Source organism: Nocardioides sp. R-C-SC26, from assembly GCF_021246465.1.
Lineage (GTDB): Bacteria > Actinomycetota > Actinomycetes > Propionibacteriales > Nocardioidaceae > Nocardioides.
In genome coordinates, this window is the sequence record NZ_JAHRHK010000002.1 from 203,527 (window position 1) to 229,870 (window position 26,344).

Sequence of the window (26,344 nt, forward strand, 5' to 3'; positions counted from 1 at the left end):
CAGGCCGCTGGTGATGGGGGTCGTCAACGTCACCCCCGACTCGTTCTCCGACGGCGGCCGCTATGCCAGCACCGAGACGGCCATCGCGCACGGACGGCGCCTCCTTGCCGACGGCGCTGACCTCCTCGACGTCGGCGGCGAATCGACCCGACCCGGTGCGACCAGGCCCGTGGTCGCCGAGGAGTTGGCTCGCGTGATCCCGGTCATCTCCGGTCTCGTCGCAGCCGGCGCTGTCGTCTCGGTGGACACCATGCGCGCCGAGGTCGCCGCTGCGGCGCTCGACGCGGGCGCGGTCGTCGTCAACGACGTCTCCGGTGGGCTTGCCGACCCGGCCGTGCTCGACGTCGTCGCGGGGGCAGGGGCGACCTATGTCGCGATGCACTGGCGTGGTCACAGCGACCGAATGCAGCAACAAGCGGTCTATGCCGAGCCCGACGGCGTGGCCGGTGCCGTGCGCCAGGAGCTGGCCGAACGGGTCGCGGCCGCGACCTCTGCCGGGATCGCTCCCGAACGCCTCGTCCTCGACCCGGGCCTGGGCTTCGCCAAGACCGCGCAGCAGAACTGGGAGCTCATCGCGGGCCTGGACGAGCTCGCCTCGCTCGGCCGGCCGCTTCTCGTCGGAGCGAGTCGGAAGTCCTTCATCGGCGCGCTGCTGGCCACACCCGACGGAGCTCCGCGGCCCGTGGAGGAGCGCGAGGTCGCCGGGCACGCGCTCACCGTGCTGCTCGCGCAGCGAGGCGTGTGGGGGGTCCGCGTGCACGACGTCCGGGGCACGCGTGATGTGCTGGCCGTGTGGCAGCGCATGCACCAGGAGCAGGGACGAGGAGGGAGCCCCCGATGACCGACGAACTCTCGATCACCGGGATCGCCTGCTTCGGTCACCACGGCGTCTTCGAGCACGAGCGCCGCGATGGTCAGACCTTCATGGTGGACCTGCGGATCGGCGTCGACACCCGCCCCGCGGCCGCCTCGGACGACTTGCGCGACACCGTCGACTACGGGAGTCTCGTGATGGCGGTCAAGGCCGCCGTGGAGAGGGACCCGGTCGATCTGATCGAGACCCTGGCCCAGCGCATCTCGGACGTCTGCTTGTTGGACAGCCGTGTTGAATGGGCGCAGGTGACCATTCACAAGCCGGATGCACCCATCGACACGACGTTCGCAGACGTGACCATCACGATCACCCGAAAGCGCGAGGGACAGGCGTGACCGAGACCCCCAACCCGCACATCATCGATGCCGACACCCTGACGGGGGAGATGCGGCCGATCCGGCGGGTGGTGATCGCACTGGGGTCGAACCTCGGTGAGCGTCTTTCCGCGATGCAGGGGGCAGTCAACGCCCTCGCCGACACCCCCGACGTCTGGATCACGGGAGTCTCGCCGGTCTATGAGACCGAGCCTGTCGACTGCCCACCGGACGCCAAGTCCTTCCTCAACGCGGTCGTGCTCGCCGACACCACATTGGCCGCGAACCGGTTGATGGACCGAGCACTGGCCATCGAGGACGCCTACGACCGTGAGCGCAGCGACGTGCCCAACGCGCCGCGCACTCTCGACGTGGACCTGATCGTGGTGGGCGACCGACGCAGCGACACCGAGAGCCTGCGCCTTCCGCATCCGCGGGCCGCCCAGCGGTCGTTCGTGCTCAAGCCGTGGTTCGACCTCGAGCCGGACGCCGAACTGCCCGACGCCGGGCCGATCGCCGACCTGTTGGCTGCCGTGGGAGTCGAAGGTCTCACTCTGCGCGACGACCTCACCCTCGACCTGGAGTAGGTCATCGCCCCGCGCGTACCGGGTTCAGGAGCCGGGGGACCCCGGCCTCCGGGGCCTGGGCATCTGCGCCCCACCCCCGCGGGCGTGCTCGCTGTCTGGGCCATCGTCGGTCTGGTCGTCGGCTGGTTGGCCAACCCGCTCTCGGACCGCTGGGGGAGCCCGCCCGTCGTCACCTGGACTCCCGCGGTCAGCCTGGCGGTCGTGGCGGCCGTCGTCGGGGGTGCCGCCTGGGCGACCTGGCGGGCAGTCCAGGTTCGTCGCGAGCGCCTCGAGCCGCATCGCGCGTTGAACCGGTTGGTGCTCGCCCGCGCCTGCGCCTACGTCGGGTCGATCGTCGCGGGCGGCTATGCGGGATACGCGCTGAGCTGGCTGGGGAGCTCGGCCGAACTCGCGGACCACCGCGCATGGAGGTCCGGTGGGGCGGCAGCGGCCTCGGTGGTGCTGGTGGCAGCGGCTCTCGTGCTCGAGCGAGCGTGTCGCGTCCGTGAGGACGACGCTCGCGGTTAGCGTGCCTGGCATGACTTCCCCGTCTGCTCGTTCCCCACGCTCCGCCGCCGATTCCACTCCTCCCACCTCTCCCACCTCGGCCGTTCGGGTCGCCGACACCGCTACCGCGATTCCTGTCGTGCCCGCCGAAACGGCACCGCCGGTGCGGGTGCCCGGCCGCCGGCGCCAGCGCTCGGCACGACTGTCATCCGCCCTGGGACTGCTGGTGGTCGCGGTTCTCGCCGTCGTCGCAGCGTTCGCCGGCGGTTCGTGGCTCGTCGCCACCCTCGGCGCCGCCGTCGCCGCAGCGACGGGAGCCGGCGCGACCAAGCTGACCTACTCCGAGGTCGTCGACGCGCGCCGTCACGGGGCTCGGGATCGTGCCGAGCAGGCGCGTGCCTACGTACGGATCACCGAGGCTCGGGTCGCCGAGCAGGTGGTCTTCGCCGCCGACATGAGCGGTCGGATCGCTCGTCACGAGGCGACCATCGGCCGGCTGGAGCGGCGTCTGGTCGACGCCGCGCGCGAGGTGTCCGAAGCCCATCAGCGTCTGGCCGTGGAGCAGTCCCGTGGAGCCGATGAGCGCGACCGCCTCGCCGCGCGTGTCGCCGAGGCACAGTCGCGTGCCGCGGCGGCCGAGGTACGTGCGGCGGAGCTGGAGCGCGAGCTCGAGGTCGTGCTCGCCGAATGGCGTTCGGGTGTGACTCCGCAGCAACGCAAGCACGCCTGAGCCCGGCACCGGTGGATTCGGGCTGGACCGGCATAGCCCGAGCGCCGTGGGCCGGTCAGCCACCGGCATGAGCATGAGTCCACGACATCGGGGGCATACTGCACTGATGTGATCCCCGCGCAGAGCCGATTCGAGTCCGACCCAGACGAACTCGTCGAGGTTCCGCCGGCACTACCCGACGCCTGGACCGTCGATACCCCCGACCCGAGCGACCGCTTCGATCTCGCGCGTCTGACGCAACTGCTCCGCGCGCACGAGGGACACGGTCGCGGCTGGCCCGGTTCCGGCGTGGACGACGTGCTGGTCGAGGTCTCCGAGCACGGACTGCGGATGCGCGAGAACGTCGTGGTGCGCGACGGCGACGGCGTGATCCGGGCATGGGGGAGCGTGCACGACCGGGCGAGCGGGCGGATGCTCTTCGTGCACATCGTCGAGCGTGACCTGCCGAGCGGGATCGCGCGCGCGTGCTCCGACGTCCTGGTGGACTGGGCGGTGGGTCAGGCGCAGGCCGTCGGCGCGGCGCGCGGATTGGACGTCCAGCAGATCGACACCGGTGCCTTCGCCGACGACGAGCGCCAACACCGATGGCTCGCCGGATCGGGGTTCGACCGCGTGCGCACGTGGTGGCAGATGAGTCGCCCGGTCGAGCCGGAGGAGACCGATCTCGTGCCGTCGTCGCACTCGTGGGGCGAGGACGGCGTCCGCATCCGGCTCGTGCGCCGCACCGCCGACGGGATGCCCGACGTCGACGACCTCCGCGCCGTGCACGATGCGATCGAGGGGGCTTTCGTCGATCACTTCAACCACTGGGAGGAGACCTTCGAGGAGTTCGTCCACCGACTCCGGGAGGACCCCGGCCATCGCTGGGACCACTGGTGGCTGGCCGAGCTCGTCGATGGGGACGACGACGGAGACGGCACGGGCGAGGCGGTCACGGCCGGTGCCCTCGTGGCCACCGTCTCGGAGTCGTCCTCGGGCCCCGACGGCTCCTACGTCGCCTACCTGGGCGTGCTGGAGTCCGCGCGAGGGCGCGGCGTCGCCAAGGCCCTGCTGCGCACGGTGATCTCCGACGCCGCCGAGCGCGGTCGCGACCGCGTCGGGCTCGAGGTCGACGCGGACTCCTCGACCGGAGCCAATGCCCTCTACGAATCGATGGGCTGGACGACGAAGTACGTCACCGAGTCCTGGCACCGCGACGTGCCGCTCGACTGAGCGGGCGCGCTCCCTCACGCTCCCCGATCGGGCGCCCCGGCGCGCAGCGCCCGATGCACCGATGCGGGCGTCAGGACGCCCGCGAACCCGCGGGCGTCGCGCACACCGATCAGAGCGACGTCATCCTCCATCAGCAGCGCGAGCGCGTCGGCCAGGGTCGGCTCTGCGTCCAGGTCCAGCACCGCGGCGAGATCGCCGGTGCGCACGCCGTCGAGCGGTTCCAGGTGCTCGCGGCACACGGGCGTGACGCCGAGCCGGCGCAGCGAGCGCCCACGCCCGAGGAATCCGGCGACGACGTCGTCGGCGGGCTCCGCGAGCAGCGCGGCCGGCGTGGCGTACTGCGCGAGCCGTCCGCCCTCGGTCAGAACGGCCACCCGGTCGCCGAGTCGGGTGGCCTCGTCGAGGTCGTGCGTGACGAGCACGACCGTCGTGCCGAGGTCGCGCTGGAGGCGGGAGAACTCCTCCTGCAGCCGCACCCTCACCTCGGGATCCACGGCGCCGAAGGGCTCATCCATCAGCAGGACCGGAGGGTCGGCGGCCAGCGCGCGTGCCACCCCGACCCGCTGGCGCTGCCCGCCGGAGAGCTGATGGGGATAGCGATCCGCGTAGATCGCGGGGTCCAGGCCCACCAGGTCGAGCAGTTCCTCCGCCCGCCGCCGAGCCGCGCGTCTGCCGGTCCCCTGAAGCACCGGCACCGTCATCACGTTGGCGGCGACCCGTTGATGTGGGAACAGGCCGACGGCCTGGATGACGTAGCCGATCCCACGGCGCAGCTGTACCGCGTCGTGATGAGTGACGTCGACGCCGTCGATCTCGATCGTTCCCGTGCTCGGCTCGATCAGGCGGTTGATCATCCGCAGCGTGGTCGACTTGCCGCATCCGGACGGCCCCACGAGGCAGACCATCTCACCGCGTTCGACGACCAGGTCGAGGTCGGCCACGGCGACCGTGCCGTCGTCGTAGGTCTTGCCGACACCGCGCAACCTGATCATGGGTGAACCCACGCCGGAGCCGGGCTCGGTAGCGTTCATGCGGTGACCCTACTGATCGGCGCCTCTCCCTTGGGGGCTCGCGAGCCGGTCTGTTACTCCCGCGATGTCAACGCGTGGTTCTGCTGGGACTACGTGCGCGACCGCCAGGACGAGCTCGTCGAGGCCACCTCGGCGCACCTCCAGATCACCGTCGCCGCCGTGGCGTTGGGTCTGCTCCTCGCGGTGCCGATGGCGTTGGCCGCCCGTGGGCGGCCGCGTGCGGAGTCGATGGTGCTCGGAGGCAGCACGCTGGTCTACACCATCCCCTCCCTCGCACTGCTGCCTCTCCTGGTGCCCCTGACCGGTCTGACGCGCACCACCGTCGTCATCGGCCTCGGCGCCTACTGCCTGACGATCCTGGTGCGTGCCGTGCTCGACGGCCTCCGATCGGTTCCCGACGACGTGCGCGACGCGGCGCGGGGCATGGGATACGGCCGGTGGCTGCTGCTGTGGCGTGTCGAGCTGCCCCTCGCGCTGCCGGTCGTGATGGCGGGACTGCGGGTCGCGACCGTGTCCACAGTCGCCCTGGCGACCATCGGCACCGTGGTCTCCGAGGGCGGGTTGGGCGCGCTGATCGCCGATGGCAAGAACACCCAGTTCAACGCCGAGTTGATGACCGCCTCGGTGCTGTGCGTCGTCCTCGCGCTGCTCCTGGACGCCGTGCTGCTGGTGGTGCAACGGGCTGCCACGCCCTGGGCGCGGGGACGGGCGACCGCATGACCACCCCACGACCTTCTCCGCTTCCCCCGCTTCGCTCCTCCGCGAACAAGCCCGCGAGGACCCCGTCATGAGCGACGTCTGGAACTTCCTGACCGACGGCGAGGCCTGGTCACGTCAGGGCGGGCTCGCCGACCAGCTCACCCAGCAGCTGCTGCTCACCGGGACCGCTCTCGCGCTGACGATGCTCGTCGGACTCCCCGTCGCCCTGTGGCTGGGGCACATCGGACGGCTGGGGTGGCTCGCGATCCAGATCTCCGCGGTCGGTCGCGCCGTGCCGACCTTCGCGCTCCTCGCGCTGCTCGCCCGTGCCTCCTGGCCGGGCTCGGACCAGTTCGGTCCCTACGGCCGGGCGGGGCTGGCCACGCTGCTGGCGCTGGTGTGCTTCGCGCTTCCGCCGATCGTCACCCAGGCCTACGTGGCGATGCGCGGCGTCTCGGACGAGGTGGTCGATGCGGCTCGCGGTCTCGGGATGTCGGGGTGGCAGCGCTTCCGCCGCATCGAACTGCCGCTCGCATTGCCGCTGATCGTGTCGGGTGTCCGGCTCGCGCTGGTACAGGTGTGGGCGACCGCGACCATCGCCGCGCTGGTCGGCGGCCCCGGCCTGGGGAACGTGATCCGGCTCGGCTTCGCCAACACCGACCGTCGCAGCCAGGGCATCGCAGGCGCCTTGATCGTCGCGGGTGTCGCGGTCTGCCTGGAGCTGGCGATGGCCTGGCTGCAGCGTCGGGCCGAGCACGCGGCGTCCGGTGGGCGTTCCGGCGCCGGCTCGGATCGCCGATCGGATCGCGGCTCCAGGCCTCGCTTCGGTGCGGCGCGCACGCCTCGCCGTCCGGGTGAGAGCGGCATGTCGGCGGATGCCTCTACGGTGTCGCCATGATGCTCCCACGCAAGAACCGCTCCTTCGCGCGCCCGATCGCGCTCGCTTCCGCTCTCCTGCTCGCCGGCACCGCCCTGGCTGCCTGTGGCGACGACGCCGACTCCGACCCGGCAGGGTCGGGCAACGACGTGGGCGGCGGTGCCTCGGTCACCGTCGCCACCCAGAACTTCCCCGAGGCCGCGTTGGTCGGGTCCCTGTACGACGTGCTGCTCAGCGAGAACGGGTTCGACGTGCAGGTCAAGGCCGTCGATGCCCGCGACGCCTACATGGGTGAGTTCCCCGGCAGCGTCGACATCGTGCCGGAGTACCTCGGTGCGCTCGGCGACTTCCTCAACACCCGCGAGAACGGCGAAGGTGCCGAGCCGGTCACCTCCAACGACTCCGAGGCCACGCTGGCCGAGGTCGCGCCGCTCGCCGAGGCGGCCGGCATCACCCTGCTCGACCTGTCCGAGGCCAACTCGCAGAACGCCTTCTTCGTCACCGCGGAGCAGGCCGACGGCGGCCTGGAGAAGCTCTCCGACCTCGAGGGTGAGTCGATCGTGCTGGCGGCCTCGCCCGACTGCGAGGGTCGCGCCGACTGCGAGGGCGGCCTGAGCGGCGTCTACGGCATCGACATCACCGAGATCCTTCCGCTGGGCTTCGCCTCCCCGGAGACCTACTCCGCCGTGCAGAGCGGCGAGGCGCAGCTGGGCCTGACCGGCACGATCGACCCGAACCTCGAGGCCGAGGAGCTCGTCCTGCTCGAGGACGACCGTGGCATCCAGCCGGCCCAGAACTACGTGCCTGCGGTTGCGACCGACTTCCTCGCCGAGCACGAGGGTCTCGCCGACCTGCTGGATGCTCTGATGGCCGAGCTCGACAACGACGTGATCAACGACCTGCTGGCACGCGTCACCATCGACCGCGAGAAGTCCGACGACGTCGCGCGCGACTTCCTCGAGGAGCAGGGCCTGATCTGATCACCGGGATGGTCGGTCATCGAGCTTGTCGAGATGCCGTGAGCGTCTCGGGAAGCTCGGCCACCGGGCTGGTCGGTCGTCGAGCTTGTCGAGATGCGACCACCGGTCTCACCGCTCGTGCGCTCGCACCTCCAGAGCGGCGCGGAGCACGGTGTCGGCGTCGAGCCCCGGCACGTCGAGCCGCAGACCGCCGCTGTCGGTGACGCGCGGCAGGCGCTCGCCCGGCGCGAGCGCGGCCAGGCGCTCCTGCACCAGGACGGCGTCGGCCCGTCGTCCCTGCTCGACCAGCCAGCCGGTCAGCCGGTGTGCCGGCGGTAGCCCGGAGTAGACGAGCGAGCGCTGCCGACCGAACAGTTCATCGACGCCCTCCTCCAGGCCGGCGTACCAGGCGTCGTCGCAACCGGGGATCAGCACGAAGTAGCGGTGCAGATCCCCAGGAAGCACCAGGTCGCGGAACGCCCGGGTGACCTTCGCCGAGCCGTACTCCTCGACGTGGCGCAGACTCAGACGCTTGGTGAGCCAGCGATCAGCGAGGTCGTCTAGCGACGCTCGTTGCTGGGTGATGGAGGAGCCGTCCGTGCGGATCCGCCAGTGGTAGACCACCTCGGGGATGACGCCGACCCGGGCGGCAGCGAGGTAGGCGCGCGTCGCGGTGGGCTGGTCCTCGTACCGGTGTCCCTCGAGCCAGGTCAGGCCGGTTCGGTCCCAGAAGGCGCGGGTGAAGACCTTGTTCCACGCGAAGACGTCGCCGAGGAGTTCGGGCATCTGATCGATCATCCCGGCCGCACGAGTCCGATGGAGGCGCCGCATCCACGGTGGCTGCACCAGCTGTTGGCTCGGTTCCTCGGGGCGCCACCAGGCGATCGATCCCGTCACCAGGTCGGATCCCGTGCGACGCAGCTGCCGGGTCAGAGCGGCGTAGGCCGTCTCTGGCACGACGTCGTCGGAGTCGGCGAAGGTGAGCAGGTCGCCGCGCGCATGCCGGATGCCCTCGTTGCGCGCGGCTCCGAGGCCGCGGTTCTCGGTGTGCACGACACGCACCCGAGGGTCCGTGGCGGCCAGTTCGTCGGCGAGTGCGCCGGAGCCGTCGGTCGAGCCGTCGTCCACCACGACGACGTCGAGGTCCCGATAGGTCTGCGCCAGCACCGACGCGAGCGCCTGGGCCAGATACGCCTCGACGTTGTAGACGGGGACCACCACGCTCAGCAGCGGACGACGTCGGCGCAGCGGCATGGCGGCAACCTACGCCACCGCGCCTTCCGGTTCGGGTCCGTCGGCGCGTTGACCCAGCGGCGCGAAGCCGGACCCATCCCTGCCGTTAGGCTGGCTGATCGTGAGTGAGGCGAACGCGATCGACCCGACGGATCCCGCGCAGTACCCGCGCAAGGTCCTCTTCGTGGCCGGTGCGGGCCGGAGCGGCACCAGCACCATGGCGGGCCTCATGCAGATCCTCGGTCTGCACGTGCCTCTCCCGGAGGTGGCCCCCGACGAGACGAACCCCAAGGGCTTCAGCGAGCCGCAGTGGGTCGTCGACCATCACGACCGGCTGCTCAAGGAAGCTCTGGTGCAGGTCTCCGACTCCCGCCCCGACGCGTGGTTCGAGACCGGCCGTATCGCCACCCGCGAACCGGTGCGGATCGAGACTGCCGAGTGGCTCGCGCAGCACTTCTCCGTGAACAACGAACTGGTCGTCAAGGATCCGCGGCTCAGTTGGTTCCTGGGACTGTGGCGGGTGGCCGCGATCCGCACCGGCGCCACGCCTGTGTTCGCGACGATGCTGCGTCCGCCGGCCGAGGTCGTGGGCTCCAAGCAGACCTACTACGCCAACAAGCTCGGCTCGGCGCACCTGGCTGCCAGCTGGCTCAACATGCTCCTGCACACCGAGCGCGGCACCCGCGAGTCGGTGGCCGACGGCGGCCGGGTCTTCGTGCGCTACGCCGACCTGCTCAGCGACTGGACCAAGACCACCATGCACGTCGGACAGGTGCTGCAGCTGCAGCACGTCCTGCACGCGGACAGCGAGAAGATCCGCGCCGGACACCGCTTCGTCGACCCGTCGTTGCGACGGATGAGCCAGACCCTCGACGACCTCGGGTTGCCCGCGCGGCTGCACGACCTGGTCGGCGAGACCTGGAACGAGCTGAACAAGCTCGCCGAGCCGGAGGGCGACACCGCGGACGTGCACGCGACGCTCGACGAGTTGCGCGAGGCCTACACCGACCTCTACGCCGAGTCCGAGGCGATCTCGCGGTCCACCGTCGTCGCGACCGAGCAACGGTTGCGGCGTCAGGGCAAGGCGGCCCCCAGTGGTCCTGGCGCACCGGGCTCGCCTGCGGACGCGTCCACCTTCGCCGCCGACCGGGTGCCGCACGGCCTGCGGGCCATGGTCCCGCCGGGTATGCGGCGCGGCCTGCGCAAGATGGCCGGCCGCGAGCGGGGCTGAGGTGGCCGCGCACGCCGGCGCCTCGGGGTTGCAGAACCTCGAGGGTCACTCCGACTTCGACATCACCTGGCCCTGGGCCCGGCCCGAGGGACTGCGCGCGGGGAGCACCGCCGTCCTCCGGGTGAAGGACGAGGCGCCGTCGATGCCGTTCGTGCTGCCGCCGCTGTTGCGCGCGATGGACCACGTGCTCGTCGTCGACAACGGATCGACCGACGGCACTCTCGAGGTGACGCTCGACGCGGCTGAGCGCACCGGGCTCGCCCACAAGCTCGCGACCGCCGTCTACCCCTTCGACGTCGCACGCGCGGGTGCCGAGCACCTCGCCGTCCACGAGCTCTCGGTGCACTCGCTCTCCTACTTCTACAACTGGTGCTTCGCCCAGGTCGGCACGCGGTACTCGTTCAAGTGGGACGGCGACATGGTGCTGACCACCGAGGGTGAGGCCTCGCTGGGTGATCTGGCGTGGCAGATCGGCGGCGTGCAGTCGATCATCCGGGTGCCACGTCATGGCCTCTACCTCGACGGCGACCGCCGCGGCTTCCTGGATCTCGGCCTCCGCAACGCCGAGGAGTGGGGCTTCCCGATCGGCCCGGACTTCACCTTCACCAAAGCCTTCGAGTGGGAGGTCCGCACGACGCCGGACCCGGTGCGCTCGATCGGGCTCCCGCACGGCCTCTGCGTCGAGCTGAAGTACCTCGACGGCGACGAGTTCGCGCACTGGACCGATCCGTCGTCCTTCGCCACCAGCTTCCGCAACAAGCGAAAGCGCCGGGAGTGGACGGTCTTCAACGCCCTCAAGGACGGCGTGGTGCCCGAGGGCGTGCACGAGATCCTCGCCCCCGAGGGCGTGCACATCGTCGACCACGTGACACGCACCTGGCTGCCTCAGGCGCCTCGCCCCCTCCAGGTGGGCACCGTCGTCTCCTCCGACGACCAGCGCCGCTGACCCGTCGGCAACACGGACGGGTCAGCGCAATGTGGCGTTGAGCACGTTGTGTTCGGTTCCCACGCCGACCGGGAGCGGCGTAGATTGGTGATGACCGAGCACACCGTCTGGTACCCACACCGGCCTGGTGACGCGCCTCTGCCAGCAGAGCGCACGATCTGGGTGGTCGGAGGGACTGAAACGTCAGGACTCGTCCCATGTCACACCCCACGCAGTCGATGCTGCCTGCGCACTCCGCCGTGCCCGCACGGGCCGAGGTGCCGACGACCAGCGAGCACGCTCGTCGCTTCCGGATCGGCGTCGTCGGTGCAGGGCGGGTCGGCGCGGTGCTCGCCGCCGCGCTGCAGCACGCAGGCCACGACGTCGTGGCCGTCGCCGGTGAGTCCGGCGCCTCGCGTCGGCGCATCGACGACCTTCTGCCGGGCGTCGCAGTGCTCAAGCCCAGCGCCGTCGCCCGCGCCTGCGATCTGCTGCTGCTCACCGTGCCCGACGACATGCTCGGCAACGTCGTCACGGTGCTCAGCGAGTCCGGCGCGATCAGCGAGCGTCAGCTCGTCGTGCACACCTCGGGGAGACACGGCCTCGCCGTTCTCGCACCGGCGATCGCCCGCGGTGCGCGCGCGATCGCGCTGCACCCGGCGATGACCTTCACCGGGACCGCCGTCGACCTCGATCGGCTGCACGGGTGCGTGTTCGGCCTGACGGCCGAGCCCGAGGAGCGTGCGATCGCGGCCGAGCTCGTCGACGCGATCGGTGGACGGGCGATGTGGGTACCCGAGACCCGCCGCGCGCTCTACCACGCAGGACTCGCCCACGGCGCGAACCACCTGGTGACCCTGGTGACCGAGGCGATGGAGCTGCTCGCCGCCGCAGGCGCCGACGACCCGGCGGCCACGCTGCGCCCGCTGCTGACCGCGGCTCTCGACAACGCTCTGGACCAGGGCGATGCCGCCCTGACCGGGCCGATCGTGCGCGGGGACGTGAACACCGTGCAGGCCCACCTGGAGCAGATCGCGGCACAAGCGCCCACCACGATGCCGTCCTACCTGGCGCTCGCCCGAGCGACGCTCGGCCGTGCGGTCACCGACGGTCGCCTGGTGCCGTTGCGCGCCCTCAAACTCAGCGAGGTGCTCGACGAGGCCGAGACCACAGCCCGGCCGCGCCCGAGCTGGCGGACGGCGTGACCTCACCCACCGTCGCGTCGACCCGCGGTGAGCTCGCCGAGTTGCTCGGTTCCGCACGTGGCGCCGGGCACCGCAGCGCGTTCGTGCCGACCATGGGCGCGTTGCACGATGGTCATGCCAGCCTGATGCAGGTCGCGCGGGCCGAGGTCGGTGCCGACGCCCCCGTCGTCGTCTCGATCTTCGTCAACCCGCTGCAGTTCGGTGCCGGCGAGGACCTGGACCGCTACCCGCGCACCTGGGACTCCGACCTCGAGGTCTGTGCGCGCCAGGGAGTCGACGTCGTGTTCGCGCCCAGCGTCGACGAGGTCTACCCCGGCGGCACGCCGATGGTCACCGTGTCACCGGGGCCGCTCGCGGAGGTGCTCGAAGGGCGTACCCGCCCCGGCCACTTCGCCGGAGTGCTGACCGTCGTCGCCAAGCTCTTCGGTCTGGTGCGCCCCGACGTCGCCGTGTTCGGTCAGAAGGACTACCAGCAGCTCGTGCTGATCCGACGGATGGTCGCCGACCTCTGCCTCGGCGTCGACGTCGTCGGTGCGCCGACTCTGCGGGAGGACGATGGCCTGGCGATGTCGAGCCGCAACGTCTACCTCGACGGCGAGCAACGGCGTCAGGCCGCGGCGCTCTCGCGCACCCTGCGCGCCGTCCAGGACGCCGGCGCCGACGGGCTGGTGGCGGCCCTGGACGCCGCTCGTACGGAACTGCGATCGGCCGAGGGGGTCGACCTCGACTACCTGGCCATCACCACGCCGGAGCTGGACGACCTGACCTCTCGCGGCGAGCGCGTCGAGCGGGACGACCCCGACCTGCCGACCGGGCCGGCGCGTGCGCTGATCGCCGCCCGCATCGGCACGACCCGCCTGATCGACAACCTGCCCCTGACCCTGGGGCCCCCGAGTCCGGCACATCCTGAGAACCACCGCGGAGGAGACCGCTGATGTTGCGCACGATGATGACGAGCAAGATCCACCGGGCCACCGTCACCCAGGCCGACCTGCACTACGTCGGATCGGTCACCGTCGACGAGGACCTCCTCGATGCCGCCGATCTGCTCCCCGGGGAGCTGGTGCACATCGTCGACATCACCAACGGCGCACGGTTGGAGACCTACACGATCGCCGGCGAGCGCGGCAGCGGCGTGATCGGCATCAACGGCGCGGCGGCACGCCTGGTGCACCCGGGTGACCTGGTGATCCTGATCGCCTACGGCCAGATGACGACCGAGGAGGCGAAGGCCCACCAGCCGCACGTCGTCTTCGTGGACGCCGACAACAAGATCATGGCCACCGGCTTCGACCCGGCCGAGACGTTCGGCGACCCGAGCCTGGTGCGCGGCGACGCCGTCCGTACGGTCAGCTGACCGAGCCACCCGCTCCGAACGCCCGCCGATACTCTGCTGCGATGCCCACTTCCCGCCGCGCACCGCGCCGACTGAGCGCCCCCGAGCCCGGCTGGACGACGAGCGCCGACGTCGTGATCATCGGCTCCGGCATCGCCGGCCTGACCGCCGCGTTGCGGCTGAAGGACCACGTCGACAAGGTCCTCGTCGTCACCAAGGACCGCATCGCGGCCGGCTCGACGCAATGGGCACAAGGTGGCATCGCGGCCGCTCTCGGCCCGGGCGACACCCCGGGCGAGCATGCCTGGGACACCCTCGTCGCGGGTGCCGGAGTGTGCGACGCCGCGGCTGTGCAGGTCCTCGTCGACGAGGGCCCCGAGGCGGTTCGCGAGCTGATCGCGCTGGGCGCGATGTTCGACCACGACCCCGACGGAGAGCTGTCACTGACGCGCGAGGGTGGACACCACCGGGATCGCATCGCGCACGCGGGCGGCGACGCCACCGGAGCGGAGATCCAGCGGGCGCTCATCGCGGCCGTCGGCGCAGCGCCCGAGATCGAGATCATCAAGCACGCCCTGGCCCTGGACCTCCTCCTGGCCGAGGACGGCGGCGTCGCCGGGGTGACGCTGCACGTGATGGGGGAGGGGCAGCGGGACGGCGTGGGTGCGGTGCACTGCCGCGCCGTGGTTCTCGCCTCCGGTGGCCTCGGCCAGGTCTTCGAGCAGACCACCAACCCGATCGTCGCCACCGGTGACGGGATGGCGCTCGCCCTGCGCGCGGGTGCCACGCTGCGCGACCTGGAGTTCGTCCAGTTCCACCCCACCGTGATGTACCTGGGCGTGGACGCGCACGGGCAGCAGCCGCTGATCTCCGAGGCGGTGCGCGGGGAGGGCGCGGTGCTCGTCGACTTCGACGGCGTCCCGTTCATGCAGGGCGTCCACGAGCTGGCCGACCTCGCCCCGCGTGACGTCGTCGCCAAGGCGATCATGCGCCGGATGCTCGACACCGGCCACGACCACATGTGGCTCGACGCCCGCCACATCGGCGGGGCGGAGGGTGCCGCCGCCTTCTGGGAGCGCCGCTTCCCGACCATCCTGGCGACCTGCCGTGCGCACGGCGTGGACCCGGTGACCGACCTCATCCCCGTCGCGCCGGCATGCCATTACGCCTCGGGCGGGGTGCGTACCGACCTGCACGGCCGCACCGACGTCCGCGGGCTCTACGCCACCGGCGAGGTGGCCTGTTCCGGGGTCCACGGCGCCAACCGCCTCGCGTCCAACTCCTTGCTCGAGGGACTGGTCTTCTCTCGCCGGATCGCGGCCGTGCTGCCCGAGGAACTGCCCGCACCGCGCGATCCCGCGCCCGATGCCCGCGACGTCGGACTCGTGGCGGGCGAGACGCGTGAGGAGGTCCAGCGGACGATGACCTCGCGGGTCGGCGTGCTGCGCCACGAGTCCGGCCTCGCCGAGGCCGCGGCGTCCCTGGAGAAGCTCGGCGCGCGTGCAGGAGCCGCGCCCGACCTCGCGGCCTGGGAGACCACGAACCTGTTGAGCCTCGCCCAGGTGCTGACCGACGCCGCCCGCCTGCGCCAGGAGACGCGCGGCTCCCATTGGCGCGAGGACCACCCCGACCGCGACGACGTCGCGTGGGCGGGCCACTTCGACACCCGGCTGATCGACGGCGAGGCGGTGATCGAGTTCGTCGCGGCCCAGCCGAGCGACGTCCTCGATCCTTTCGCGCGACCCGATGCAGCCTCGGTCGGGCCGACGTCGAACCACGAGGGGGGCAGTCGCTCATGAAGTTCTACGTCGAGGAGGCCGGTCGGATCCTCCGCGAGGAGATGGCGACGGCCGGCGTGCCGTTCGAGGAGACCGTCGACCACATCCTGCGAGCTCTGCAGGAGGACTGCCCGGGCGACACGGTCGATGTCACGTCGGTGGCGACGATCCCGGCCGAGGCGCGAGCCGAAGGGGTCTTCGCCGCCCGCCACGCCGGCGTCGTGGCCGGGCTGGGCATCGCCGAGCTGGTCTTCCGCATCGTGCTCGGCGATGACGTCGTCGTCTCCGGTCGGCTCCCGGACGGTGCGCGCGTGCAGGCCGGAGACGTCGTGCTGCGCGTGGCGGGCCCGACCCGGGGATTGCTGACCGCCGAACGCACGGCGTTGAACCTGGCCAGCCATCTCTCCGGGATCGCCACCGCGACCGCTGAGTGGGTCGAGGCCCTCGACGGCACGCGCGCGCGGGTGCTCGACACCCGCAAGACCCTGCCGGGGCTCCGAGCGCTGCAGAAATACGCGGTGCGCTGCGGTGGTGGGGTCAACCATCGTTTCGGGCTCTCCGATCGTGCCATGGTCAAGGACAACCACGTCGTCGCTGCCGGCGGCGTGGTGCCGGCGTTCGAGGCCGTCCGTGCGTCGTACCCCGAGATGCGCGTGGAGGTCGAGGTCACCGACCTCGACCAGCTCCGTGCTCTGCTGGAGGCGGGCTGCACCGAGATCCTGCTCGACAACATGAGCACCGAGACGATGGCCGAGGCGGTACGCCTGACCGCCGGCCGCGCCACATTGGAGGCCTCGGGTGGTCTGACCATCGAGCGGGCGCGGGACGTCGCGCTGACCGGCGTCGATTTCATCTCGGTCGGCGCCCTGACGCATTCGGTGCAGGTATTCGACCTCGGCCTCGATCTGATCGAGGAGTAGGTCATGAGCTTGCTCGCCGTCGATATCGGCAATGCCCACACCGTGCTCGGACTCATCGAGGACGGCGAGGTCGGGGCGCATTGGCGAATCTCCACCGATGAGCATCGCACCGCCGACGAATGGGCGATCTATCTGCGGGGTCTGCTGCGGCGCCGACTCGATGATCTGGACGGCATCGTGGTGTGTTCCACCGTCCCGGTGCTCACCCAGGCGGGGCGCGACATGTTGACGCGGCATTTCCCGCAGGTGCCCTCCCTCATGGTCGAACCCGGCGTGCGGACCGGAATTCCGGTGCTGACAGACAACCCGCGCGAGGTCGGCACCGATCGGATCGTGAATTCACTGGCGGCGGCGACGCTCTATGGCGGACCGGCGATCGTCGTGGACTTCGGCGGCACCGCCACGACCTACGACGTCGTCAGCGCCTCAGGTCAGTACCTGGGCGGCGCGATCACTCCGGGCATCGAGATCTCCTTGGCTGCGCTGGGCCGCCGAGGCGCCCAGTTGCGGCAGGTCGAGATCGCTCGTCCACGTGCGGTCATCGCGAAGAACACCGTCGAGGCACTGCAGTCGGGACTGGTGTTCGGTGTCGCCGCTCAGGTGGACGGACTGGTGGCCCGCATGATCGAGGAACTGGGCTGCGCTCGCGCCGACGTCTCGGTGATCAGCACCGGATATCTGGCCGAGCAGGTCGTCGACGAATGCGATGTTTTCACCGATCACGATCCCTGGCTTACGCTGCGTGGTCTGGAAATGGTTTTTCGGCGTAATTGCTGAATTGAGAATCGAACGCTTCTTTGCCACGATGGAACGCGGTGCACGTGGGCATTCTCGCGTGTTTCGGGCATAGATGAAGGAGCGGATATGGCGCAACGGGTGAACATCGTTCTCGTCGATGACCTCGACGGTAGCGAAGCGGTCGAGACCGTGAGTTTCGGTCTCGACGGAAGCAATTACGAGATCGATCTCAACGAGGAGAACGCCAGCGCCCTGCGCGAGGCCCTCGCCGGATACATCGGGCACGGCCGTCGAGTCACGGCATCGCGCAAGAGCGGCCGTCGCGCTGCCTCGGCGTCGGGAACCGGGCCGAGCGCCCGGGAGATCCGCGACTGGGCTCGCTCCAACGGTCACGACGTGCCCGACCGCGGTCGCATCCCGGCCGACGTGCGTGAGGCGTTCGACGCCGCGAACTGACGTACCGGTTCTGATCAGACCCTCGCCTCCGCATGGAGGTGGGGGTCTGACCGTTGCATGCCTCTTCCGTGAACCCGCCGCTGCTCTCGAACCGGCTCGCGGGCTCGCCGCTTCGGCGCGACGGTTTCGAGACGCGGCCGCGAGTTCGTTCATCACTCGCGACCGCTCCTCAACCTCCCACTACCCCTGAATCGGCTCGCAAGCTCGTCGCTCAGAGCGGGACGTTCGCTCAGGGCGGACACCCGAACAGCCGAACAGGGAACGCGTAGGCTGGCCGAGGGGTTGTACCTCGTGTTCCCCGCCGTCCGGCACAGGACGGTGCGGCCCCACGTACGCGGAGGAGATGCATATGTTCGAGCGGTTTACCGACCGAGCTCGTCGGGTGGTCGTGCTGGCGCAGGAAGAGGCCCGCATGCTGTCCCACAACTACATCGGCACCGAGCACATCCTGCTCGGCCTGATCCACGAGGGTGAGGGCGTCGCGGCCAAGGCCCTCGAGAGCCTCGACATCTCCTTGGAGGCGGTGCGCGCCCAGGTCGAGGAGATCATCGGCCAGGGTCAGCAGGCGCCGTCGGGCCACATTCCCTTCACCCCGCGTGCCAAGAAGGTGCTCGAGCTCTCGCTGCGCGAGGCGCTGCAGTTGGGCCACTCCTACATCGGCACCGAGCACATCCTGCTGGGGCTGATCCGCGAGGGTGAGGGCGTCGCCGCCCAGGTGCTGCAGAAGCTCGGTGCGGACCTCAACCGCGTGCGCCAGCAGGTCATCCAGCTGCTCTCGGGCTTCCAAGGCAAGGAGTCGGCCCAGGCGGCGGCCACGGCCGGTGGCGGCGAGGCACCGTCGTCCTCGCTGGTGCTCGACCAGTTCGGTCAGAATCTCACCCAGGACGCGCGCGAGGGCAAGCTCGACCCCGTCATCGGTCGTGAGAAGGAAGTCGAGCGGGTCATGCAGATCCTCTCGCGCCGCACGAAGAACAACCCGGTGCTGATCGGTGAGCCCGGCGTCGGCAAGACGACGATCGTCTCGGGCCTGGCCCAGGACATCGTGCGCGGCCACGTGCCGGAGACGCTCAAGGACAAGCAGATCTACACCCTCGACCTCGGCGCACTGGTGGCGGGCAGCCGTTACCGCGGTGACTTCGAGGAGCGCCTGAAGAAGGTGCTCAAGGAGATCCGTACCCGCGGCGACATCATCTTGTTCATCGACGAGATCCACACCCTCGTCGGCGCCGGGGCAGCCGAGGGCGCCATCGACGCGGCGAGCATCCTCAAGCCGATGCTGGCACGCGGTGAGCTGCAGACCATCGGCGCCACGACGCTGGACGAGTACCGGAAGTACCTGGAGAAGGACGCCGCGCTCGAGCGCCGCTTCCAGCCGATCCAGGTCGCCGAGCCGACCATCGCGCACACCATCGAGATGCTCAAGGGACTGCGCGACCGCTACGAGGCCCACCACCGCGTGACCATCACCGACGAGGCGCTGGTCAGCGCCGCGACGTTGGCCGATCGCTACATCTCCGACCGGTTCCTGCCGGACAAGGCGATCGACCTCATCGACGAGGCGGGATCGCGACTGCGCATCCGCCGGATGACGGCCCCGCCGGACCTGCGCGAGTTCGACGAGAAGATCGCCGACGTGCGCGCCCGCAAGGAGGCCGCGATCGACGGGCAGGACTTCGAGGCCGCCGCGCGTCTGCGCGACGAGGAGAAGCAGCTCATCCTGAAGAAGTCCGAGCGCGAGAAGCAGTGGCGCGCCGGCGACATGGACGAGGTGGCCGAGGTCGACGAGGAGCTGATCGCCGAGGTGCTCGCCGTCGCGACCGGCATCCCGATCGTGAAACTGTCGGAGGAGGAGTCGACGCGCCTGCTCAAGATGGAGGACGAGCTGCACAAGCGCGTGATCGGTCAGGAAGAGGCCGTCCGGGCGCTCTCCCGCGCGATCCGTCGTACCCGTGCGGGTCTGAAGGACCCGAAGCGCCCCGGTGGCTCGTTCATCTTCGCCGGCCCCTCGGGTGTCGGTAAGACCTGGTTGTCCAAGACGCTGGCGGAGTTCCTCTTCGGCGACGAGGACGCGCTCATCCAGCTCGACATGAGCGAGTTCAGCGAGAAGCACACCGTCTCGCGCCTCTTCGGCTCGCCCCCGGGCTACGTGGGCTACGAGGAGGGCGGCCAGCTGACCGAGAAGGTGCGGCGCAAGCCGTTCTCGGTCGTGCTGTTCGACGAGGTCGAGAAGGCGCACCCCGACATCTTCAACAGCCTGCTGCAGATCCTGGAGGAGGGTCGTCTGACCGACTCCCAGGGCCGCGTGGTCGACTTCAAGAACACCGTCATCATCATGACCACCAACCTGGGTACCCGTGACATCGCGAAGTCGGTCCACCTGGGCTTCAACCAGTCCGGGGACGCCGCAGGCAGCTACGAGCGGATGAAGGGCAAGGTCTCCGACGAGCTCAAGCAGCACTTCCGCCCCGAGTTCCTCAACCGCGTCGACGAGATCATCGTCTTCCCGCCGCTCTCGCAGGAGCAGATCGTGGCGATGGTCGACAACATGATCGCCGCCGTCGAGGGACGTCTGCGCGATCGCGACATGCGGATCGAGCTCACCCAGGCGGCCAAGGACCTCCTTGCGGAGCGGGGCTTCGACCCGGTGCTCGGCGCTCGACCGCTGCGTCGCACGGTGCAGCGCGAGATCGAGGACGTGCTCGCCGAGAAGATGCTCTACGGCGAGGTCGGCCCGGGCCAGATCGTGCTGGTCGACGTCGAGGGGACCGGCCCGTCGGCCGTCTTCACCTTCGCCGGCGAGAAGGTCAGCGAGGTGCCCGACCTGCCGCCGCTGGAGACCGCCGAGGTCGGCGGCTCCACCGACGCGGGAGCCCACGGCCAGTCCGCCGATGACGGCCCCGTCGACATCCCGAAGGCGCCGGGAACCGGCGCCGCCGGCGAGGGCGACGCGACCGCCTGATCCACCGACACGGTGGGCCCGCCTCCCCCTGAAGACGGGTCAACGTGTCGTGGAGGGTGACCCATCGCGTCGCCGAGACGGGTCAGCGTAGGTTGGCGGCGTGATTCTGACGGCGAGCACGGTCAAGGACACCTCGACCAGCCTGAGCAGATTCGTGGAGCGGAACCTCGCTAACGGCGTCGACCACCTCGTCGTCTTCGTCGACGACGCCGACCGGAGGGTTGTCCGGAGACTCCGACGTCACCCCCACGTAACGGTCGTGGCCGCGGACGAGGCCTGGTGGCACGGCAAGCGGCCCGTGCAACTCAACGCTCGCCAGCGGATCAACGCCAACGTCGCTCGCGTGTTGTTGGCGCCCTTCGCCTCGGGCGCGGGCGGTCCGGTGGAGTGGCTCTTCCACATCGATGCCGACGAGGTGCTTCTGCTCGACCGTCCGGTGATCGACACGTTGCCCGCGGACGTCGACGTCGTGCGGGCCCTGCCGTGGGAGGCCGTGAGCCGGTGGCAGTGGCGGGGCGATCGCGTGACGCACTTCAAACGCCTGCTCGACTCCGACGAACTGAGGCGTGCGCATGAGCAGGGCCTTCTCGTCGCTGCGGGGAACGGCAGCTACTTCCACGGCCATCTGGAGGGCAAGAGCGCCATCCGCCCGCGGATGGACCGCTGGCACACCCTGCACGGCGCGCACGACGTCCGGCAGGACGAGACGCCGGGCCGCACCGGCGACTTCGCCCGGGTGCTGCACTACGAGTCGTGGTCGGGGGAGGAGTTCGTCCGCAAGTGGACCAACATCCTCACCTCCGGCGGCAAGGTGAGCTTCCGGCCCGGCCGTGAACCCGTGGCCCGCGCTCTACAGGAGGTCCTCGACGCCGACCTCTCGCCGAGGCAGGCGCGGGCACGGTTCGCCGAGATCTACCGGGCGACGACCGAGGACCCGTTCGACGCCCTGCTGGCGCTCGGCGCCCTCGAAGCCGTCGACCCCGACGCCGGTGCGCACCGGCCGGCGTCCTTCGATGCCGTCCAGGCCGCGGAGTTGGAGCGGGTGCTGGCCGCACTCGCTCCGGAGAACAAGTGGCCCTTCCACACCGGGCGCACGGCACGTGACTTGGCCAGGCTCCTCGATCGCGTCGTGACGCGCCTGGACGCGGAGGACCGCGCCCTCGCCGACCGCTGTGGCCGCGCGTGGCAGATGTCGGAGGAGGTGCTGGCCGCAGCTGCGGGGAACCGGCAGGAGATCGCTGCCCGTGAGGCGCAGGCCGGCGGAGACCCCGACCCGATCGAGTCGGGCCAGAACACCGGCTGACTCGGTCCCCGGTGATTCAGGGGAGCGCGTACACCTCGGCACCCACCTGCACGAGCAGCTCGTCGGCGATGAGGCTGGCCACGCATCGCTCGCGCTGGACAGCGTCGTGCCACGCCGCCTCCAGCCGCGAGCGGTGGACGGGCCCCTCGCTGTCGCGCAGGACGGCCAACAGCCGTCCGCGGCACTGCCGATCGGTTCCGGCCCAGGTCTGGGACTTGCGGGGCGGACCGTCGTAGGGAGGCCGTCCCGCCGCCGTCCACGCGCACAGATCGACGATGGGGCAGGCCTCACAGCGTGGCGCCGCCGCGGTGCACACCAGAGCACCGAGCTCCATGACCGCGACCGACCAGGTCGCCGCGGTGGCGTCGTCCTCCGGGAGCGCGGTGGCGGCGAGGTCGCGCTCGGCGCGCGTCACCGAGACGGAGGGGAACTCCGTGCCTGACAGCGCCCGAGCCAGCACTCGTCGCACGTTGGTGTCGAGCACCACGTGCCGACGTCCGTAGGCGAAGCTGGCGATCGCCGCCGCGGTGTAGTCGCCCACACCGGGCAGCCGTCTCAGGTCGTCGTAGTCGGCCGGCACGTCGCCGTGGTGGTCGGCGACGATGGCGCTCGCAGCCCCGTGCAGGCGCAGGGCCCGGCGCGGGTAGCCCAGGCGTCCCCAGGCGCGGACCGCTTCGCCCGTCGGCTCGGCGGCCAGATCGGCTGGCGTCGGCCATCGCTCGAGCCACGCGTTGTGCACGGGGATGACTCGAGCCACCGGGGTCTGCTGCAGCATGAACTCCGAGACCATCACCGACCAGGCGCTCGCCTCGGACCGGCGCCAGGGCAGGTCGCGCTGGTGCTCGTCGTACCAGGCCAGCACCGGGTCGACGACCGGATGCACCGCAGCCGGAGGAGTCGCTGCGGACGACGTGGCAGGTACCGGCACAGCTCGATTCTGCCGCGCCCCCACGCACCTGGAAGGAGAAGGGTCCGGTCGGGCGAGCCGGGTCCGGAGTGGCTCCGCGTCTTGTCCGCGCCGCGCGGCTACCGTGGCGGCGTGAGCAGCGGCCCGCCTCGAACCAACCTCCGGTCGACGCGTGGCCCCCTCGAGCCCGGGGTCTACTGGCGTCGGCGTCTCTTCGTCCTCGGCACGGTCGCCGCGCTCCTCTTCATCGCCGTGGACGTCGTGCGCGGGGATGAAGAGCCCGTGCCGGCGCCAGCGAGCGCATCGAAGGTCTCCAGCGAGCCCAGGCAGCAGGCCGGTGCGGAGTCCGACGAGGCGTCGTCGCAGGAGGAGACGACCGGGAAGCAGCGAGGACGCAAGGGGCGCCGGAACCAGAACGGCTCGACGCCGTCACCCACGCCCACCCCGGTGCTCGCGATGCCGAGCGGCCCCTGCGCCGAGGAGGACGTCGCCGTGAGTCCGCTGGTGGCCGGGGCCGTCGCCGGACGTCCGGTCACGATCACCCTGCAGATCCGCACCCTGGCATCGCCCGCCTGCAACTGGAAGCTCAGCGCAGATCACCTGGCGCTCAAGATCACGCGCGGTGACCAGCAGGTCTGGGCCACCTGGCAGTGCCCGCGGCAGGTCCCCGACCAACTCGTGGTCGCGCGCCGCGACGTCACCACGACCGTCGAGTTCACCTGGAACGCCCGGTTCTCCGAGGCCGGATGCCCGCAGCAGATGGGATGGGCGCCGATCGGTGAGTACGGCGTCACCGCCGCCACGTTCGGCGGCGAGCCGATGGACACCACGTTCGATCTCGCCCAGCGAGTCGTCACCCGTCAGGGCTGAGGTGGCGAGGCACCCACGCCCTCGCCGAGCCAACCGGTTGTCGGCCCCTCGGCCATCGAGCTTGTCGAGATGCCGCGGGGGTCTCGACAAGCTCGACCACCGGGTCGGCCCTCGACCACCGGGTCGGCCCTCGACCACCGGGTCGCTTGGCCTGACGCTCAGACGTAGCGTTCGAGGATCGTCGACTCCGCGAGGCGGCTGAGCCCCTCGCGCACGCTGCGGGCACGCAGCTCGCCGACGCCCTCGACCGCCTGCAGGTCGTCGATGCCGGCAGAGAGCAGCTTCTGCAGGGTGCCGAAGTGGTCGACCAGGCGGTCCACCACCGGTGCCGGGAGGCGCGGGACCTTCGTCAGCAGGCGATACCCACGGGGAGCGACCGCGCCGTCGAGGTGCTCGGCGGTACCCAGCCCGAGCACCTTCGCGGTCGCGGCGGGGTCGACGAGCTCGGTCGGGGAGAGCGCCTCGAGCTTGGCCAGCAGTACCTCGGGCGGCTTGACCCGACGGCCGTTGGGCACGTAGTCGCGGATCACGAGCTCGCGCTCGGCGTCCACGCCGGTGATCAGCTCCTCCAACTGCAGGGAGAGCAGCCGCCCGTCGGTGCCGAGCTCGAGCACGTAGTCCTCGATCTCGCGGGCGATGCGGGTCACCATCTCCAGCCGCTGGGCGACCACGGCGACATCACGCACGGTGACCAGGTCCTCGATCTCCAACGCCGACAAGGTGCTCGACACCTCGTCGAGCCGCAGCTTGTAGCGCTCGAGCGTCGCCAGGGCCTGGTTGGCGCGGGTCAGGATCTGGCCGGAGTCCTCCAGCACGTGGCGGGTCTCGCCGACGTAGGCGGCGATGATCTGCATCGACTGCGACACCGAGATGACGGGGTAGCCGGTCTGGCGGGCGACGCGGTCGGCGGTGCGGTGCCGGGTGCCGGTCTCGTCCGACGGGATGGTGATGTCGGGCATCAGGTGCACGGCGGCGCGGCTGATGCGCGTGATGTCGCGGTCGACGATGATCCCACCGTCCATCTTGGCCAACTCGCGCAGGCCCGTCGCGGTGAACGGCACGTCGAGCGCGAAACCACCAGTGGTGATCGACTCGACGACGCGGTCGTGGCCGAGCACGATGAGCGCCCCGGTGCGCCCGCGCAGGATCCGCTCGAGGCCGTCGCGGAGCGCGGTTCCCGGGGCGATCAGGGCGAGCGTCTCGCGCAGCCGCTCCTGCTCCTCGGTGCGCACGGTGGTCATGGCAGAACCCTAGTGCCGCGTTCGCGAAAACTCGGAGAGGTTATGCGCCTGCCGGTGGCACGCCTACGTCGGCCTTCACAGCAGACGCAGACCCTCCAGCGCTTCGTGCAGGTTCGGCACCTGCACGACCTTCATGCCGGCGTGCTCGGTGGCCTCGGTCCTCCCGCGATCCGGGGGCGCCGGCACGACGGCGAGCGCGAAGCCCAGCCGGGCGGCCTCGGCCAGGCGTTGAGGGAGGTCGCGCACCCGGCGCAGCTCACCCGAGAGTCCGAGCTCACCCATCGCGACGACGCCGCGCGGCGTGGGCTTGCCCGACGTCGCCGATGCGACCGCGATGGCGACGGCGAGATCGCTCGCGGGCTCCTGCAGACGCGCACCACCGACGGTGGACGCGAAGACGTCGTGGGAGTGCAGCCGAAGTCCGGCATGCTGCTGTATCACCGCGAGCACCATCGCCAGGCGCGAACCGTCCAGCCCCGACGTCGTCCGGCGCGGCCGCTCCAACGGTGAGGGCGCGACCAGTGCTTGCACCTCGGCCAGGAGTGGACGTCGTCCTTCCATGGTGACGGCGACGCAGGTGCCGGTGACCTCGCTGCGGTGTTGCTCGACGAAGAGTCCGGTGGGGTCGGACACGGCGGCGATGCCGTCGGGGCCGAGATCGAAGCAGCCGACCTCGTCGACAGGACCGAAGCGGTTCTTCACCGCCCGGACCATGCGGAAGCGCGAGTCGCGATCGCCCTCGAAGTAGAGGACGACGTCGACCAGGTGCTCCAGCACGCGGGGGCCGGCGATCGAGCCGTCCTTGGTGACGTGGCCGACGATCACGGTGGCGATGCCGCGGGTCTTGGCCATCCTCACCAGCGCCGCCGACACCTCCTTGACCTGGGTGACTCCGCCGGGTGCGCCGTCGCTGCCGCTGGCACCGATGGTCTGCACGGAGTCGACCACGAGCAGGCTCGGGCGGACGTCCTCGATGTGGGTCAGGACGGCACCGAGATCGGTCTCGGCGGCGAGGTAGAGCTCGTCGTGGATCCCGCCGGTCCGGTCGGCGCGCAACCGCACCTGACTGGCGGACTCCTCGCCGGTGACATAGAGGACGCGCTGCTTGGTGCGTGCGGTCTGGGCGGCGACTTCCAGGAGCAGCGTGCTCTTGCCGACGCCGGGTTCGCCCGCGAGCAGGATCGCGGCACCGGGCACGAGGCCACCGCCGAGGACCCGGTCGAGCTCGGCGACGCCGCTGGCCCGGAACGTCGCATCGGTGCGCGGGACCTCGCCGATCGGCACCGCCTTCGCGGTGACGGGGGCGGCTGCGGTGCGCAGGGCGGGCGTGCCGGCCTCGACGACCGATCCCCAGGCCTGGCACTCGCCGCATCGGCCGACCCACTTGCCGGTCTGCCAGCCGCACTCGGAGCAGGTGTACTGCGCGCGTGCGACTGCCTTGGCCATGACCAGGACGGTAGAGCAGGGTGCCGA

26 protein-coding genes are annotated in these 26,344 nt (G+C 70.7%); 21 read left to right on the forward strand and 5 right to left on the reverse strand.

What is annotated here, in order from left to right:
- Window positions 1–13: 13 nt before the first annotated feature.
- The 6 genes from folP to KSO97_RS18145 all read left to right on the forward strand — a co-directional run bounded on the left by folP (window position 14) and on the right by KSO97_RS18145 (window position 4,203).
- Entirely contained in the window at window positions 14–841 is an 828-nt protein-coding gene (folP, locus tag KSO97_RS02685; protein ID WP_232676493.1) for a dihydropteroate synthase, read from the forward strand.
- Entirely contained in the window at window positions 838–1,209 is a 372-nt protein-coding gene (gene folB, locus KSO97_RS02690) for a dihydroneopterin aldolase (protein ID WP_232676339.1), read from the forward strand. Before folP ends, folB begins: the two co-directional genes overlap by 4 nt.
- On the forward strand, window positions 1,206–1,775 hold the full coding sequence (gene folK, locus KSO97_RS02695; RefSeq protein ID WP_232676340.1) for a 2-amino-4-hydroxy-6-hydroxymethyldihydropteridine diphosphokinase: 570 nt from the start codon (window positions 1,206–1,208) through the stop codon (window positions 1,773–1,775). The genes folB and folK overlap by 4 nt, the downstream gene beginning before the upstream one ends.
- 84 nt (window positions 1,776–1,859) lie before the next feature.
- Window positions 1,860–2,282, forward strand: coding sequence for a DUF3180 domain-containing protein (locus KSO97_RS02700; protein ID WP_232676341.1), 423 nt, complete (start codon window positions 1,860–1,862; stop codon window positions 2,280–2,282).
- Between the two features lie 118 nt (window positions 2,283–2,400).
- Window positions 2,401–2,991 carry a hypothetical protein gene (locus KSO97_RS02705; RefSeq protein WP_232676342.1) on the forward strand — a complete coding sequence of 197 codons (591 nt, stop codon included), beginning with the start codon at window positions 2,401–2,403 and terminating at the stop codon, window positions 2,989–2,991.
- Between the two features lie 108 nt (window positions 2,992–3,099).
- Complete coding sequence (locus KSO97_RS18145) at window positions 3,100–4,203, forward strand: N-acetyltransferase (protein ID WP_232676343.1); 1,104 nt, start codon at window positions 3,100–3,102, stop codon at window positions 4,201–4,203.
- 14 nt (window positions 4,204–4,217) lie between these two features.
- On the opposite strand, the gene KSO97_RS02715 is transcribed toward KSO97_RS18145, so the two are convergent.
- Window positions 4,218–5,234: an ABC transporter ATP-binding protein gene (locus KSO97_RS02715; protein WP_374198433.1), complete on the reverse strand. Its 1,017-nt coding sequence runs from the start codon at window positions 5,232–5,234 to the stop codon at window positions 4,218–4,220.
- Window positions 5,235–5,237: 3 nt separating this feature from the next.
- Between KSO97_RS02715 and KSO97_RS02720 the strand changes: the two genes are divergently transcribed.
- The 3 genes from KSO97_RS02720 (at window position 5,238) to KSO97_RS02730 (ending at window position 7,790) form a co-directional block, all read left to right on the forward strand.
- The gene (locus KSO97_RS02720) at window positions 5,238–5,954 is read left to right on the forward strand and encodes an ABC transporter permease (protein ID WP_232676344.1); all 717 of its coding nucleotides are present in this window, start codon (window positions 5,238–5,240) and stop codon (window positions 5,952–5,954) included.
- Window positions 5,955–6,021: 67 nt separating this feature from the next.
- On the forward strand, window positions 6,022–6,831 hold the full coding sequence (locus tag KSO97_RS02725) for an ABC transporter permease (protein ID WP_232676345.1): 810 nt from the start codon (window positions 6,022–6,024) through the stop codon (window positions 6,829–6,831).
- Window positions 6,828–7,790: a glycine betaine ABC transporter substrate-binding protein gene (locus tag KSO97_RS02730; protein WP_232676347.1), complete on the forward strand. Its 963-nt coding sequence runs from the start codon at window positions 6,828–6,830 to the stop codon at window positions 7,788–7,790. Before KSO97_RS02725 ends, KSO97_RS02730 begins: the two co-directional genes overlap by 4 nt.
- Before the next feature lie 108 nt (window positions 7,791–7,898).
- Here the strand turns inward: KSO97_RS02730 and KSO97_RS02735 are convergent, their stop codons facing one another.
- Entirely contained in the window at window positions 7,899–9,023 is a 1,125-nt protein-coding gene (locus tag KSO97_RS02735; RefSeq protein WP_232676348.1) for a glycosyltransferase, read from the reverse strand.
- A gap of 100 nt (window positions 9,024–9,123) precedes the next feature.
- Between KSO97_RS02735 and KSO97_RS02740 the strand changes: the two genes are divergently transcribed.
- From KSO97_RS02740 to KSO97_RS02790, 11 genes are all read left to right on the forward strand, one after another.
- Window positions 9,124–10,233, forward strand: coding sequence for a sulfotransferase family protein (locus tag KSO97_RS02740; RefSeq protein WP_232676349.1), 1,110 nt, complete (start codon window positions 9,124–9,126; stop codon window positions 10,231–10,233).
- Between the two features lies 1 nt (window position 10,234).
- Window positions 10,235–11,179 carry a glycosyltransferase gene (locus tag KSO97_RS02745; RefSeq protein ID WP_232676350.1) on the forward strand — a complete coding sequence of 315 codons (945 nt, stop codon included), beginning with the start codon at window positions 10,235–10,237 and terminating at the stop codon, window positions 11,177–11,179.
- A gap of 197 nt (window positions 11,180–11,376) precedes the next feature.
- A complete protein-coding gene (locus tag KSO97_RS02750) occupies window positions 11,377–12,363 on the forward strand; it encodes a Rossmann-like and DUF2520 domain-containing protein (protein WP_232676351.1) in 987 nt (328 codons plus the stop codon).
- A complete protein-coding gene (panC, locus tag KSO97_RS02755; RefSeq protein WP_232676352.1) occupies window positions 12,360–13,298 on the forward strand; it encodes a pantoate--beta-alanine ligase in 939 nt (312 codons plus the stop codon). Before KSO97_RS02750 ends, panC begins: the two co-directional genes overlap by 4 nt.
- A complete protein-coding gene (gene panD / locus KSO97_RS02760) occupies window positions 13,298–13,720 on the forward strand; it encodes an aspartate 1-decarboxylase (RefSeq protein WP_232676353.1) in 423 nt (140 codons plus the stop codon). The genes panC and panD overlap by 1 nt, the downstream gene beginning before the upstream one ends.
- A gap of 41 nt (window positions 13,721–13,761) precedes the next feature.
- Window positions 13,762–15,498, forward strand: a complete 1,737-nt coding sequence (locus KSO97_RS02765; protein WP_232676354.1) for an L-aspartate oxidase — start codon at window positions 13,762–13,764, stop codon at window positions 15,496–15,498.
- Complete coding sequence (gene nadC / locus KSO97_RS02770; RefSeq protein ID WP_232676357.1) at window positions 15,495–16,397, forward strand: carboxylating nicotinate-nucleotide diphosphorylase; 903 nt, start codon at window positions 15,495–15,497, stop codon at window positions 16,395–16,397. Before KSO97_RS02765 ends, nadC begins: the two co-directional genes overlap by 4 nt.
- A 3-nt stretch (window positions 16,398–16,400) precedes the next feature.
- Window positions 16,401–17,174, forward strand: a complete 774-nt coding sequence (locus tag KSO97_RS02775; protein ID WP_232676358.1) for a type III pantothenate kinase — start codon at window positions 16,401–16,403, stop codon at window positions 17,172–17,174.
- A gap of 87 nt (window positions 17,175–17,261) precedes the next feature.
- Window positions 17,262–17,591 (forward strand): Lsr2 family protein, encoded by a 330-nt coding sequence (locus KSO97_RS02780; RefSeq protein WP_232676359.1) that lies wholly within the window; start codon window positions 17,262–17,264, stop codon window positions 17,589–17,591.
- A 349-nt stretch (window positions 17,592–17,940) separates the two neighbouring features.
- Window positions 17,941–20,550: an ATP-dependent Clp protease ATP-binding subunit gene (locus KSO97_RS02785; RefSeq protein WP_232676360.1), complete on the forward strand. Its 2,610-nt coding sequence runs from the start codon at window positions 17,941–17,943 to the stop codon at window positions 20,548–20,550.
- 100 nt (window positions 20,551–20,650) lie between these two features.
- Window positions 20,651–21,853, forward strand: a complete 1,203-nt coding sequence (locus tag KSO97_RS02790; protein WP_232676361.1) for a glycosyltransferase family 2 protein — start codon at window positions 20,651–20,653, stop codon at window positions 21,851–21,853.
- Window positions 21,854–21,869: 16 nt separating this feature from the next.
- On the opposite strand, the gene KSO97_RS02795 is transcribed toward KSO97_RS02790, so the two are convergent.
- Entirely contained in the window at window positions 21,870–22,781 is a 912-nt protein-coding gene (locus KSO97_RS02795; RefSeq protein WP_232676362.1) for an A/G-specific adenine glycosylase, read from the reverse strand.
- A 111-nt stretch (window positions 22,782–22,892) separates the two neighbouring features.
- Here KSO97_RS02795 and KSO97_RS02800 point away from each other — a divergent pair, with 111 nt between their 5' ends.
- Entirely contained in the window at window positions 22,893–23,630 is a 738-nt protein-coding gene (locus tag KSO97_RS02800) for a hypothetical protein (RefSeq protein ID WP_232676363.1), read from the forward strand.
- A gap of 158 nt (window positions 23,631–23,788) precedes the next feature.
- Here KSO97_RS02800 and disA read toward each other — a convergent pair whose 3' ends face one another.
- Together disA and radA are read right to left on the reverse strand one after the other, a co-directional pair.
- Window positions 23,789–24,871, reverse strand: a complete 1,083-nt coding sequence (disA, locus tag KSO97_RS02805; RefSeq protein WP_232676364.1) for a DNA integrity scanning diadenylate cyclase DisA — start codon at window positions 24,869–24,871, stop codon at window positions 23,789–23,791.
- 75 nt (window positions 24,872–24,946) lie between these two features.
- Window positions 24,947–26,317, reverse strand: a complete 1,371-nt coding sequence (gene radA / locus KSO97_RS02810) for a DNA repair protein RadA (protein WP_232676366.1) — start codon at window positions 26,315–26,317, stop codon at window positions 24,947–24,949.
- Window positions 26,318–26,344 lie beyond the last annotated feature (27 nt).

Bases quoted from the DNA above. Each gene is read 5' to 3' on its own strand.
- panD (WP_232676353.1), top strand. From the start codon at position 13,298: ATGTTGCGCACGATGATGACGAGCAAGATCCACCGGGCCACCGTCACC.
- nadC (WP_232676357.1), top strand. From the start codon at position 15,495: ATGAAGTTCTACGTCGAGGAGGCCGGTCGGATCCTCCGCGAGGAGATG.
- radA (WP_232676366.1), bottom strand. From the start codon at position 26,317: ATGGCCAAGGCAGTCGCACGCGCGCAGTACACCTGCTCCGAGTGCGGC.
- KSO97_RS02725 (WP_232676345.1), top strand. From the start codon at position 6,022: ATGAGCGACGTCTGGAACTTCCTGACCGACGGCGAGGCCTGGTCACGT.
- KSO97_RS02785 (WP_232676360.1), top strand. From the start codon at position 17,941: ATGTTCGAGCGGTTTACCGACCGAGCTCGTCGGGTGGTCGTGCTGGCG.
- KSO97_RS02775 (WP_232676358.1), top strand. From the start codon at position 16,401: ATGAGCTTGCTCGCCGTCGATATCGGCAATGCCCACACCGTGCTCGGA.
- KSO97_RS02730 (WP_232676347.1), top strand. From the start codon at position 6,828: ATGATGCTCCCACGCAAGAACCGCTCCTTCGCGCGCCCGATCGCGCTC.
- KSO97_RS02735 (WP_232676348.1), bottom strand. From the start codon at position 9,023: ATGCCGCTGCGCCGACGTCGTCCGCTGCTGAGCGTGGTGGTCCCCGTC.
- KSO97_RS02780 (WP_232676359.1), top strand. From the start codon at position 17,262: ATGGCGCAACGGGTGAACATCGTTCTCGTCGATGACCTCGACGGTAGC.
- folB (WP_232676339.1), top strand. From the start codon at position 838: ATGACCGACGAACTCTCGATCACCGGGATCGCCTGCTTCGGTCACCAC.
- KSO97_RS02765 (WP_232676354.1), top strand. From the start codon at position 13,762: ATGCCCACTTCCCGCCGCGCACCGCGCCGACTGAGCGCCCCCGAGCCC.
- KSO97_RS02715 (WP_374198433.1), bottom strand. From the start codon at position 5,234: ATGAACGCTACCGAGCCCGGCTCCGGCGTGGGTTCACCCATGATCAGG.
- disA (WP_232676364.1), bottom strand. From the start codon at position 24,871: ATGACCACCGTGCGCACCGAGGAGCAGGAGCGGCTGCGCGAGACGCTC.
- folP (WP_232676493.1), top strand. From the start codon at position 14: ATGGGGGTCGTCAACGTCACCCCCGACTCGTTCTCCGACGGCGGCCGC.
- KSO97_RS02750 (WP_232676351.1), top strand. From the start codon at position 11,377: ATGTCACACCCCACGCAGTCGATGCTGCCTGCGCACTCCGCCGTGCCC.